The organism is Billgrantia aerodenitrificans, from assembly GCF_021404405.1.
Lineage (GTDB): Bacteria > Pseudomonadota > Gammaproteobacteria > Pseudomonadales > Halomonadaceae > Halomonas > Halomonas aerodenitrificans.
Window position 1 is genome coordinate 53,899 of the sequence record NZ_JABFTV010000010.1, and the last position, 12,113, is coordinate 66,011.

Annotated in this window: 13 protein-coding genes and 1 other RNA gene; 7 read left to right on the forward strand and 7 right to left on the reverse strand. The window is 64.5% G+C overall.

The window, feature by feature from the left end:
• Positions 1-34: 34 nt before the first annotated feature.
• Complete coding sequence (gene grpE / locus HOP59_RS17920) at positions 35-664, reverse strand: nucleotide exchange factor GrpE (RefSeq protein WP_010625718.1); 630 nt, start codon at positions 662-664, stop codon at positions 35-37.
• Between the two features lie 234 nt (positions 665-898).
• Here grpE and recN point away from each other — a divergent pair, with 234 nt between their 5' ends.
• Positions 899-2,575: a DNA repair protein RecN gene (gene recN, locus HOP59_RS17925; protein WP_234254831.1), complete on the forward strand. Its 1,677-nt coding sequence runs from the start codon at positions 899-901 to the stop codon at positions 2,573-2,575.
• A gap of 107 nt (positions 2,576-2,682) precedes the next feature.
• Here the strand turns inward: recN and fur are convergent, their stop codons facing one another.
• Entirely contained in the window at positions 2,683-3,129 is a 447-nt protein-coding gene (fur, locus tag HOP59_RS17930; RefSeq protein WP_010625721.1) for a ferric iron uptake transcriptional regulator, read from the reverse strand.
• Between the two features lie 72 nt (positions 3,130-3,201).
• Here fur and HOP59_RS17935 point away from each other — a divergent pair, with 72 nt between their 5' ends.
• A complete protein-coding gene (locus tag HOP59_RS17935) occupies positions 3,202-3,687 on the forward strand; it encodes an outer membrane protein assembly factor BamE (RefSeq protein ID WP_010625722.1) in 486 nt (161 codons plus the stop codon).
• A gap of 18 nt (positions 3,688-3,705) precedes the next feature.
• Here HOP59_RS17935 and HOP59_RS17940 read toward each other — a convergent pair whose 3' ends face one another.
• Entirely contained in the window at positions 3,706-3,993 is a 288-nt protein-coding gene (locus HOP59_RS17940) for an RnfH family protein (RefSeq protein WP_010625723.1), read from the reverse strand.
• A 1-nt stretch (position 3,994) separates the two neighbouring features.
• Positions 3,995-4,429: a type II toxin-antitoxin system RatA family toxin gene (locus HOP59_RS17945; RefSeq protein WP_026037779.1), complete on the reverse strand. Its 435-nt coding sequence runs from the start codon at positions 4,427-4,429 to the stop codon at positions 3,995-3,997.
• Between the two features lie 127 nt (positions 4,430-4,556).
• Between HOP59_RS17945 and smpB the strand changes: the two genes are divergently transcribed.
• Entirely contained in the window at positions 4,557-5,048 is a 492-nt protein-coding gene (gene smpB / locus HOP59_RS17950) for an SsrA-binding protein SmpB (protein WP_010625725.1), read from the forward strand.
• Positions 5,049-5,171: 123 nt separating this feature from the next.
• Positions 5,172-5,551: a transfer-messenger RNA gene (ssrA, locus tag HOP59_RS17955) on the forward strand.
• A 122-nt stretch (positions 5,552-5,673) separates the two neighbouring features.
• Here the strand turns inward: ssrA and HOP59_RS17960 are convergent.
• Positions 5,674-6,417, reverse strand: a complete 744-nt coding sequence (locus HOP59_RS17960; RefSeq protein ID WP_141638464.1) for a Crp/Fnr family transcriptional regulator — start codon at positions 6,415-6,417, stop codon at positions 5,674-5,676.
• A 317-nt stretch (positions 6,418-6,734) separates the two neighbouring features.
• Between HOP59_RS17960 and HOP59_RS17965 the strand changes: the two genes are divergently transcribed.
• The 3 genes from HOP59_RS17965 (at position 6,735) to HOP59_RS17975 (ending at position 10,541) form a co-directional block, all read left to right on the forward strand.
• Positions 6,735-7,934 carry a saccharopine dehydrogenase family protein gene (locus HOP59_RS17965; protein WP_010625727.1) on the forward strand — a complete coding sequence of 400 codons (1,200 nt, stop codon included), beginning with the start codon at positions 6,735-6,737 and terminating at the stop codon, positions 7,932-7,934.
• A complete protein-coding gene (nspC, locus tag HOP59_RS17970; RefSeq protein WP_035589660.1) occupies positions 7,931-9,091 on the forward strand; it encodes a carboxynorspermidine decarboxylase in 1,161 nt (386 codons plus the stop codon). Before HOP59_RS17965 ends, nspC begins: the two co-directional genes overlap by 4 nt.
• Positions 9,092-9,236: 145 nt before the next feature.
• Positions 9,237-10,541, forward strand: coding sequence for an aspartate kinase (locus tag HOP59_RS17975; RefSeq protein WP_010625729.1), 1,305 nt, complete (start codon positions 9,237-9,239; stop codon positions 10,539-10,541).
• 74 nt (positions 10,542-10,615) lie between these two features.
• On the opposite strand, the gene HOP59_RS17980 is transcribed toward HOP59_RS17975, so the two are convergent.
• Complete coding sequence (locus HOP59_RS17980) at positions 10,616-10,861, reverse strand: hypothetical protein (protein WP_010625730.1); 246 nt, start codon at positions 10,859-10,861, stop codon at positions 10,616-10,618.
• Positions 10,862-10,946: 85 nt separating this feature from the next.
• Positions 10,947-12,074 (reverse strand): Gfo/Idh/MocA family protein, encoded by a 1,128-nt coding sequence (locus HOP59_RS17985; protein ID WP_010625731.1) that lies wholly within the window; start codon positions 12,072-12,074, stop codon positions 10,947-10,949.
• Positions 12,075-12,113 lie beyond the last annotated feature (39 nt).

The following is a 12,113-nucleotide window of genomic DNA, read 5'->3' on the forward strand; positions in this document are numbered from 1 at the left end:
TTCAAGCCCCGCCCCCGTTTTCATTCGCTAGGCCTCAGCCGGTGGCCTGACTGACCACCACCATGGCCGGACGCACCAGGCGCCCGTTGAGCAGGTAGCCCTTCTGGATCACTTCCATCACGCTATTGGGCTCGAGCTCGGGGTTGGGCACCATGGCCATCGCTTCGTGGAACTTCGGGTCGAACGGCTCGCCGGCCGGCTCGACCGTTTCGACGCCGAACTTGGCCAGCACGTCCTGCTGCATCTTCAGCGTCATGGCCACGCCCTCGCGGTGAACATCGCTGGCGTCCTCGCCCATGGCGTCCAGCGCCTTCTCCAGGCTGTCGACCACCGGCAGCAGTTCCTTGACGAAGCGCTCCAGGGCGAACTTGCGCGCCTTCTCGGCCTCCTGCTCGGCGCGGCGCCGCACGTTCTGCGCTTCGGCGGCGGCGCGCAGCGCCTGGTCCTTGGCCTCGGCCAAGCTCTGCTCCAGCTCCTCGACCTGGGCTGCCAGCATGTCGGCCTCGGGGTTGTCGCTCACCTCCGTCGGCTCCTCGGAAGCCGCGGCGTCGTCCTCCACGAGGCTAGCCGCATCGTCCAGCTCGCCTTCCAGCGGCTCCGGACGGGCCTCTTTCTCGCGCCGCGCCAGCTCGTCGTCAAGCGGGGTCTGGGGTTCTTTAGCCATGCGCATCTCCTGAAGCAGCACCGGCCCAGCGAGGCCGGAAAGATTTCGAATCGGCAAATGCCTTGTAAGGTCTGCGGCCTATATGGGGGTCCTCGCCGCAAACTCAAGTGATCGGGCATCAACGATGGGGTCTGTTTTGCGCATGTGTTGTGAGCGAACCTCGACTACTGTATAAAAACGCAATAACGTGTATGGATATCCAGCTCACCAGGATACCGGCCGCCGGGAGGTCCCATGCTGACTCAGCTTGCCATTCGCGATTACGCCATCGTCGATACGCTCGATCTGGAGCTTGCCGGCGGCATGACCGCCATCACCGGCGAGACCGGCGCCGGCAAGTCGATCCTGCTCGGCGCCCTGGGGCTGTGCCTGGGCGAGCGCAGCGACGCCGCCAGCGTACGCCACGGCTGCGAGCGCGCCGATCTCTCGGCGCGCTTCGACATCGCCGCCCTGCCCGCCGCCCGCGCCTGGCTCACGGAGCGCGAGCTGCCCGACGACGACTGCCTGCTGCGCCGGGTAGTGACCGCCAGCGGCCGCTCCAAGGCATGGATCAACGGCCAGCCGGCCACGGTGGCCGATCTCAAGGCACTGGGCGAGCACCTGGTCGAGATCCACGGTCAGCATGCCCACCAGCTGCTGCTGCGCGAGGAGACCCATCTGCGTCTGCTCGACGACTTCGCCGGCAACCGCGCCGCGGTGAACGAACTCAGCGAGACGTTCCGCCGCTGGCAGGCGACCCGCAAACGCCTGAAGCAGCTGACCGAGAGCGGCGACGAGGTGCAGGCGCGCCGCCAGCTGCTGCGCTATCAGGTCGAGGAGCTCGATCTCCTGGCGCTAGGTGACGAGGAGCTCACCACCCTGGAGCACGAACAGGAGCAGCTCGCCCACGCCGAGGAGACGCTGCGCGAGGCGCAGCACGCCGCCGAATGCTGCGACAACGACGAAGGCGGCGTATTGACTCTGCTCAATCAGGCGATGCATCGGCTCGATCCGCTGCCGGGCAGCGACCGCGGCGCACTGGCCGAGATCCTCGCCATGCTGGGCGAGGCGCGTATCCAGGTCGAGGAAGCCGTGCGCGAGCTGCACCGCTTCGCCGACGCCACCGAGCTGGACCCGGAGCGCCTGGCCTGGGTCGAGTCGCGCCTGGGCGAGGTGCATCGCATCGCGCGCAAGCATCACGTCATGCCCGAGGAGCTGCCCGCCCTGCACCGCCGGCTGCAGGTCGAGTTGGAAAGTCTGGAAGGCGGCGAACACGACCTCGAGGCTCTGCGCGCCGAGGTCGAGAGCCTGCGCGACAGCTGGCGCGAGCAGGCACGAAGCGTTGGCGAGACCCGCCAGCAGGCAGCGGCCAGGTTCGGCAAGGCGGTGCAGGAGCAGCTCGCCTTCCTGGCCATGGGCAAGGCGCGTTTCGAAGTGGAAGTCACGTCGCGCCAGAGCCCGCAGGCAGACGGCATGGAGGAGGTGCGCTTTCTGATCAGTGCCAACCCCGGCCAGCCGCCGCGCCCGCTGGCCAAGGTCGCTTCGGGCGGCGAATTGTCGCGAATCAGCCTGGCGATCCAGGTGGTCGCCGCGCGCCACTCGACCATCCCCAGCCTGGTGTTCGATGAGGTCGACGTGGGCATCTCCGGCGCCACCGCCGAGATCGTCGGTCAACTGCTGCGCCGGCTGGGCGAGCAGGGCCAGGTGATGACCGTGACCCACCTGCCCCAGGTGGCGGCACAGGCCCACCACCACCTGCACATCGAGAAGCAGGCCAAGCGCGACACCACCCTGACCCGCATGGCGCTGCTCGACGAGGCCGGCCGGGTCAGCGAACTGGCGCGCATGCTGGGCGGGGTGAATCTTTCCGACCGCACCCTGGCCCACGCACGCGAGATGCTGGATGCCAGCCAGCAGGGTGCGTCGCACTGAGGGCCCACAGCCTGCGACCGGTTGACGCACCGTAAAGCAAAGCGGCCCCGATCGATGATCGGGGCCGCTTTGCCATCAAGCTTTGATAGCTGATGATAGCTGATCGCTTATTTTCGCGGCGTGCCGTCCTGGCGAGTGGCATTGGAGCCGCGCGGGCGCACGTAGAGCACCAGAGCGTGATCGACCAGCTCGAAGCCGTGCTCTTCGGCGATCTCCTGCTGGCGCCGCTCGATGGTCTCGTCGAAGAATTCGATGATCTCGCCGCTGTCGAGACACACCATGTGGTCGTGATGCTCCTCCTGGGAGATCTCGAACACGGCATGGCCGCCATCGAAATTGTGACGAATCACCAGGCCCGCCGACTCGAACTGGGTCAGCACGCGGTAGACGGTTGCCAGACCGACATCCTCTCCGGCTTCCAGCAGGGTCTTGTAGACATCCTCAGCGCTCAGGTGGTGCTGACCCGTGGCATTCTCGAGGATCTGCAGGATCTTCACTCGGGGCAAGGTGACCTTCAGGCCTGCCTTGCGCAGTTCATGGTTCTGGTCGGCCATGTTCGCTCTTCGCAGTATCAGGTAGGGTCGGGTATGATCGACCGAATCCACGATAGTGAAGAACGGACACAAATGCAAAAGCTGATCAAAACCCTCCCTCTCGTCATCGCCCTGACCATGGCCGGCGGCTGCGTCTACAAGCGGGATCTGCCCCAGGGCAACTACATCACCGAGGGCATGGTGCAGCAGCTCCAGCCCGGCATGAGCCGCTCTCAGGTCATCGACGTGATGGGCCGCCCGCTGCTGGAAGCGCCTTTCAATGCCAACCAGTGGGACTACGTGTTCCGCCTCGACGAAGCCTACGGCGGCGTACAACAGCGCCGGGTCACGCTGACCTTCGACGGCGAACGCCTGGTCAACGTGCAGCGCGAAGGCGACTTTTCCGAGGATATCGAGCTGCGGCCGCAAAACGGTGTCGGCCCGGCCATCGAAGGCGCCGACCCCATGGGCGAACTGCCGGCCACCCAGCCGGAAGCCGCTCCCGAGGCCGCACCTGACGCTGGCGGCACTCTGCCCCAGGGCGGCGAGCCGGCAACCACCGAACCGCTGGCACAGTAACGCGAACGCGCAGCCGGGTTAACGCCCGGCGCGCCGGAGTCGTGCCTCCTTGGGGTCGATCTCGAGGGGGCGATAGACCTCGACCCGGTCGCCGGCACGCAGGCGGTGGGTGTCGGGATCGCGCAGCAGTTGGCCGAAGATGCCCAGATCCGCCGCGGCGAAGTGCGCCGCCGGCAGTTCCGGGAAGTGCTGCTCCAGCTTGGCCAGAGCGACTGCCTGGCGCGCCGTGGTGCCCGCGGGCACCTCCAGCGTCACGATGCGCTGCCGCTCGGGCAGCGCGAAGGCGACCTCTACCTGAAGCCCCACCTTAGCGTCCGTACAGCTCGTCGGCACGACGGGTGAAGGCGTCCACCAGCTGGCCGGCAACCTGCTGGAACAGCTTGCCGAAGGCCATGCCCAGCAGCCGGTTGGCGAACTCGAACTCCAGCTCGAGGCACACCTTGCAGGCGCCCTCGCCCATCGGCAGGAACAGCCAGCGCCCACGCAGACGCTTGAAGGGGCCGCTGACCAGCGACATTTCGATGCGCTCGGGTTCGATCAGATCGTTACGCGTGGTGAAACTCTGCTCGATACCCGCCCGTCCCAGGGTCATCTCACCGATCAGGTGCGACTCGTCGCGCTCGAGCAGCCGCGCCCGCCGACAGCCGGGCAGGAATTCCGGATAGCGCTCGAAGTCGTTGACCAGTTCGAACATGTCCCGAGGGGTGTGCCGCACCAGGGCGGACCGATTGACCATTGGCATTGAGCTCTCCGCTGACTTCACAGTGCCCAGGGCGTATCATGAGCGGTTATTTCATGCCTTGAATGGTAACACGCTTCCCCTCATATCGAAGGAAGGGTGCCATCAGCAGAACGTGACAAGAGGTTCCATGGCCGACAAGAAAGGCAAGGGCAAGGGCCCCGGTGGCGGCGTCATCGCCCAGAACAAGAAAGCTCGCTTCGAGTACCACATCGACGAGACCTTCGAGGCCGGCCTGGTGCTGGCCGGCTGGGAGGTGAAGAGCCTGCGCGCCGGCAAGGCCCAGCTCACCGACACCTACATCCTGATCAAGGATGGCGAGGCCTGGCTGTTGGGTAGCCACATCACACCGCTCAACACCGCCAGCACCCACGAGATCGCCGACCCGTCCCGCACTCGCAAATTGCTGCTGCACCGCAAGGAGATTGCCAAGATCTTCTCGCGCTCCCAGGAGAAGGGCCACACCTGCGTGCCGCTCAAGCTCTACTGGAAAGGCAACAAGGTGAAGTGCGAGCTGGCCCTGGTGACGGGCAAGAAGCTGCACGACAAGCGCGCCACCGAGAAGGACCGCGACTGGCAGCGGCAGAAGGGCCGCATCATGCGGGAACATACCAAGGCCTGAGGCGTCATAGCGTAGGAGACATTGGTTGGCTCCCCGAAAACGGCAAGAATCGGAGAGATGAGGGAACCAGCCCCGCCAACAGGTGTCATAGACGTACCCATGCTGGTAAGATGGGACTGCTACGGGGGCGACATGGCTTCGACGCCGATGACAACCTCCTAGGTGCATGCCGAGAGCGTGATGTATCTCGTAAATCCAACATCACGACTAAATAGTCGCAAACGACGACAACTACGCTCAGGGCGCGCTGGCAGCTTAATAGCTGTTAGCTTCTAGTCCGGCCCCAAAGCGATGTGCCCATTCATCGCGGAGGGGATATGAGCCAAGACTGATGGGATCGCGGTTGGTGGTGTCCTCTCGCCAATCGCTAAACTTTAGAGGAATCGCGTAGCTGGATCCTGCCCGTTGGAGCCAGATGCGTTAAACCAAAAAACGGACCTAAGCATGTAGAGCCGAAGAGCGAGTGTCGGCGGACGCGGGTTCGATCCCCGCCGCCTCCACCAATCGAGTAACGAGAAAAGCACCCCTAGGGTGCTTTTTTCGTTTCGGCCGTCCTAACCCTCGTCGCCCGCGCCTTCGTCGCCGATGCAGCATGAGCCAGTGAAGAACCCAATGAAATGCTGGGCTAATGAAAGCCGTGGAACGCCGGGGAAAGCGTTTCGTCGATATAGGTATCGTTGAACTCGACCAGCCGCGCCAGCGCCTGCGGGTCGGGCAGCACCACGTGCTGGCGGTCGCGCACCACCAAGCCCTCGTCACGCAGCATGGAGAAGGTCCGACTCACGTGCACGGCACTCAGCCCCAGCGCATCGCCGACCTGCTCCTGCGACAGCGGCATCACGAAGCCGTTGTCCGTCACCGCACCGATCCGCTTCAATCGCAGGTAAAGCTCGTAGAGAAAATGCGCCAGCCGCTCGTGGGCCGCATAGCGACCGAGATAGACCAGCCGCTCGGTGAGCATCGCCTGCTGACGCACGACGGTGGCGATGATGCTCGCCGCCAGCGCCGGCGAGCGTCCGATGAGCTCGAACAGCTGCTGATGCGTGAACGGGCTGATCACCCCATCGTTGATCATCGCGACACCCGCCAGCCGCCGCGCGAAGCCAAAATCCCGCATGCCGATGATGTCACCGGGCAGGTAGACCTTGAGAATCTGCATCGAACCGTTGCCGAGGTTGCGGTAGGAGTAGGCCCAGCCCTCCTTGACCACGCAGAACAGGTCCACGTCCGCACTCTCCTGCCACAGCACTTCGCCGGCAGCGGCTCGTCTGGGATTGAGTTCCAGGTCCAGCAGCAGGGTCTTTTCTTCTGCCGTCAAAGCGCCGTGTCTGCCCAAGCCCTGCATCACTATACTGTCCAGTAGGGTCACGCTCTGCCTCTCCGGCTTATGGTTGATTCTGCGCAATACTAAAACACAAGCTTATATAGAGATTCATAACGCAGGTTATAGACGAGAAATAATGCTAAAACGCCCCACAGCTCATGGGCTCCGAGCGGCGCCACCCCCTTCTTTGGTCTAACGTGTCATGACAAAATCACTTGCCCCCGGCTTCGCTGGGGGCCATCATCAGCGCGCAAGCGACGAGCGAGACCGGGGTGGCATCGGGCACGGGCATGCGAGATGGCCGAAACACCGATAAGACCCTACGCTTTCATACACATCCCCGATCTGGATTCGAGAGGCCCATGAGCAAAGTCCTGATTATCGGCGCCGGCGGCGTCGGAGGCGTCGTCACCCATAAGTGTGCCCAGCACCCCGAAGTGTTCAGCGAGATCTGCCTGGCCAGCCGCAACGAAGCGAAGTGCAAGGCCATCGCCGCCCAACTGGATCGCCCGATCCAGACCGCCCAGGTGGACGCCGACAGCGTCGACGACCTGGTCGCGCTGATCGAATCGTTCAAGCCGGACGTGCTGATCCACGTGGCCCTGCCCTATCAGGACCTGACCATCATGGAGGCGTGCCTGCAGACTGGCGTGCCCTACCTCGACACTGCCAACTACGAGCACCCGGACGAGGCCAAGTTCGAGTACAAGGAGCAGTGGGCCTTCCACGACCGCTACGTCAAGGCCGGTAACATGGCCACCCTGGGCTGCGGCTTCGACCCGGGCATGACCAACATCTACTGCGCCTACGCCCAGAAGAACCTGTTCGACGAGATCCACCGCATCGACATCCTCGATGCCAACGGCGGCGACCACGGCTACCCCTTCGCCACCAACTTCAACCCGGAGATCAACATTCGCGAGATCACCGCGAAGGGTCGCTACTGGGAGAAAGGCGAGTGGAAGGAGACCGACCCGCTGGCGGTGAAGCGCAAGTTCGACTTCGACGGCATCGGCGAGAAGGACATCTACCTGCTCTACCACGAGGAGCTCGAGTCGCTCAGCCAGAACATCAAAGGGCTGGAGCGCATTCGTTTCTGGATGACCTTCTCCGAGAAGTACATCACCCACCTCAAGGTGCTCGAGAACGTCGGCATGACTAGCATCGAGCCGATCGAAGTGGGCGGTACCAGGATCGCCCCGCTGGAGTTCCTCAAGGCGGTTCTGCCCGACCCGGCCTCGCTGGGCCCGCGCACCAAGGGCAAGACCAACATCGGCATCATTGCCGACGGCATCAAGGACGGCAAGCGGCGCAAGGTGTACATCTATAACATCTGCGACCACGAGGCCTGCTACCGCGAGGTCAAGTCCCAGGCGATCTCCTACACCACCGGCGTGCCGGCGGTGACCGGCGCCATGCTGATGCTGGAAGGCATCTGGAAGGGCGCGGGCGTGTTCAATGTGGAGCAGCTCGACCCCGATCCCTTCATGGAGCGCATCGGCGACATGGGCCTGCCGTGGCAGGTGGTCGAACTCGACCCGGAGCACGACCCGCTGGCATGAGTAGCATGACGAGCCCCGACTTCGACATCCACGCCTGCCCGTCGCCGGCCTACGTGGTCGACGACAAGCTGCTGCGCAAGAACCTGGAGCTGCTGCGGCAGGTCCAGGAAGCGAGCGGCGCGAGGATCCTGCTAGCGCTGAAGGGCTTCGCCATGTGGGACACCTTCCCGCTGGTCAGCCAGTACCTGGTGGGCACCACCGCCAGCGGGCAGGACGAGGCGCGCCTGGGCGCGGAGACCTTCGGTGGCGAGGTGCACGTCTACTCGCCGGCCTTCACCCCCGAGGAGATGGCGGTGGTGCTGCAGTACGCCGACCACATCAGCTTCAACTCCCCGGGGCAGTGGCGCCGCTTCCGCGAGACCGTCGCGGCGGCGCCGCGTCAGGTCTCCTGCGGCTTGCGAGTGAACCCCGAGCACTCCACCGGCGCGGTACCGCTCTACGATCCCTGCGCACCGGGCTCGCGGCTCGGCACGCGGGTGTCGGATCTCGCCGAGGGCGACCTGGAAGGACTCGAGGGGCTGCACTTCCACACCCTGTGCGAGCAGAACAGCGACGCCCTGGAGGAGACCCTCGCTGCGTTCGAGGAGAAGTTCGGCCAGTACCTGGCCGGGCTGAAATGGGTCAACTTCGGCGGCGGCCATCACATCACCCGCACTGACTACGACATTGAGCGGCTGGTGCGGGTGGTGCGCGGTTTCCGCGAGCGTCATCCGCACCTCACCGTCTACCTGGAACCGGGCGAGGCAATCGCGCTGAATACCGGCTATCTAGTGTGCTCGGTGCTGGATATCGTGGAAAACGACGGTCCCAACCTCATCCTCGACACCTCGGCCACGGCGCACATGCCGGACGTGCTGGAGATGCCCTACCGACCGCACATCATCGGTGCCGGCGAGCCGGGCGAGAAGCCCTTCACCTATCGCCTGGGCGGCACCACCTGCCTGGCCGGCGACGTGATCGGCCGCTACTCGTTCGATCAGCCACTCGCCATCGGCGACCGCCTGGTGTTCACCGACATGGCCCACTACACCATGGTCAAGACCACCACCTTCAACGGCATTCGTCTGCCCTCGATCTGCCGGATCGACGAGCGCAGCCGCGAGGTGCGTACGGTGAAGACCTTCGGTTACGAGGACTACATGCAGCGGTTGAGTTGAGACACCGCTGCACGAAGAAAGCCCCTGCGGGGGCTTTTTTCGTATCTGCACCGTCACTTGCACGGCATGCCGGGCGCCCCTTTCGCTGGCCGCCGTTATGACCCATGGTGTAGGGCACGACGTCACCAGACAGGGAGAGCCCGACATGACGACCGTATTCAAGTTCGGCGGCGCCTCGATCAAGGATGCCGATGCCATACGCCACCTGACTCCGCTGCTTGAGCAGCATCGCGACCGCCCGCTAATCGTGGTGGTCTCGGCCATGGGCAAGACCACCAACAAGCTGGAAGCGCTGCTGGCCGCCGCCCGCGGCGAGGGTGGAACGCAGGGAGACGAGTACCGCCAGTGCTTCGACGCCCTGCAGGCCGAACACCGCGAGGCGCTGGAGGCGCTGTTCGGTGACACCGCCGACTCACCGCGTGAGCGCGTCGACGCCCTGTTCGACGAACTCGACGCCCAACACCGCAGGCACCGCGAAAGCGCCTATGCCAGGCACTACGACCAGACCGTGTGCTACGGAGAGCTGATCTCCACCACCATCGTCGCCGCCTGGCTCAACCACTGCGGCATTGCCAGCGACTGGCACGATGCCCGCGAACTGGTACGCACCGATGCCTGCCATCAGGCCGCCAATCTCGACTGGTCCGCCACCGCCGAGACCGTTCGCCAGCGCCTGGCGAACAGTGACCGCGTCATCCTGACCCAGGGCTTCATCGGCGGCACCGAGGAGGGCGAGGCTACCACCCTGGGCCGCGAGGGCTCGGACTTCAGCGCGGCGATTTTCGCCCACTGCCTCGATGCCCGCGAGGTGGTGATCTGGAAGGACGTCACCGGGCTGTTCAACGCCGACCCCCGGCGCTTCGACAACGCCGTGCAGCTCGAGCGGATCTCCTACGCCGAGGCCACCGAGCTGGCCTGGCACGGCGCCAAGGTGATCCATCCCAAGACCCTGGGGCCGCTGCAGGAGAAGTCGATTCCGTTGACGGTGCGCTCCTTCGAGACGCCCGATGCCGAGCCCACCGTCATCGACGCCGAGCGGCGCTTCGACAGCGACGTGGCCAGCTGTATCCTGCGCGAAGAGCAGGTGTGGGTGGAAGTGAGACCGCGCGACTTCTCCTTCATGGACGAGCCGCGCCAGCATGACATTCTCGGCCGCCTGGTAAAGGCCGGCATGCACGCCAACCTGGTCGACAGCGGCGCCATGCGCTTCGCCTTCTGCCTCGACGACAAGCCCGAGCGGCTCGAGCCCCTCATCGAGTCCCTGCAGGGCGACTACGAGGTCGGCCGCGAAGACGCGCTGACACTGCTCACCGTGCGCCACCCCCACCCCGGCATGATGGATACCCTCAGCGAGGGGCGCGAAGCGCTTGCCGAACGCCGCAACGCCACCACCGCCCAGCGGCTGTTTCGCAGTCGGGAGTGCCCAGAGACCTGGCACATTCCCGAGTAAGGCCGCCTCAAGCACGAAAAGACCGCGCATGCTCACATGCGCGGTCCATCGGTAGTTGCCTGACGGCAGCGAAATCAATCGCTGAGATCGATATCGTCCTCGTCGGTCGCCGCACCGGTCGCGGCACCTGCGCCAGCGCCGATCGCCGCCCCGGTAACCGGGCTTCCGCCAGTAGCGGCACCTGCCGCCGCCCCGGTGGCGGCGCCTACACCGGCGCCGCTGGCGGCACGCTCGCCGGTTCCGGTACCACAGCCCGCCAAGCCCAGCATCAGCGATGCGGCAAAGACCACCAGGGCGCTACGCATTCCATAACGGCTCATGAGCTACCTCCTATTCCATGGATGTACCCATTAACCGTAGTCAATGGTCCCGGTGAGAAGCCAAGCGAAGCGGCGGGCAGAGGCCTCAGTGCAACGCGATCCAACTGCCCACGACATGCGAATGCTCAATGGCTTCAATGAGGCGATTGACTCGCCAAGCCTCACGAAAGTCGGGATAAAGCGGCTTGTTACCCGCTATGCCCACTACCAAATCCCGGATCTCGATGATTTTTTGATCGTTGTAGCCCAACCCATGTCCAGGGGCCGGGCTGAAGGCGGCGTAGTCGGGATGCGCAGGGCCAATCAGAAGGGTGCTGAAGCCTCGCCGACCCGGAAGGCCTTCACTCTTGTAAAGCTGGAGCTCGCTCAGGCGTTCCTGGTCGAAGATGATCGAGCCCTTGGTGCCAGTCAGGGTATATGCCAGTCCCATCTTGCGCCCGGTGGCGACACGAGAAGTCTCGATATTGCCGATCAGGCCACCATCGAAACGCAGCAGCGCCTGGGCCTGATCATCGTTCTCGACCTCCCCCATGCCGCCACTGCCATCGGGTAAAGGGCGCCTGGGAATCAACGTCTGCAGCTGGCCGAACACCTCACTGATGCGCTGACCGGTCAAGTATTCCGCCATATTGAGGATGTGTGAGCCTACGTCGCCCAGTGCCCCGGCACCCGCAGTGGCCCGCTGAACATGCCAGTCCAGCGGTTTGGCTGGATCGCTTAGATAGTCTTCGTTATGGCGGCCGCGGAAATGGATCAGCTCGCCGATCTCGCCGCTGGCGACGATCTCCCGGGCCAGTTGGGTGGCCGGGTTGCGAATGTAGTTGAAGCCCACCAGCGTCTTGACCCCGGCCTTCTCCGCCGCCTCGGCCATTTCCCCGGCATCAGCGGCGGTGAGTGCCAGCGGCTTCTCGGCGTAGACGTGCTTGCCCGCAGCAATGGCGGCCAGGGCCATCTCTTTGTGCAGGTAGTTGGGGGCGCAGATATCCACCACGTCTACCTCAGGGTCCTTTACCAGCAGCCGCCAGTCACCTGTAGCGCGGGCGAAACCCAGCTCGAGAGCTTTGCGCTCGGCCAGCGCGTCATCGACCTCGGCAAGCAGATCGCAGAACGGCTGAGCCGGCAGGTCGAACACGGCGGGAGCGGCCTTGAGGGCAATGGAATGCGCTTTGCCCATGAAGCCGGTGCCGATCAAACCGATATTGAGTGTCTCCATCTCGTCCATCCTTTCATCACCAGGCATATCTCACCGAGC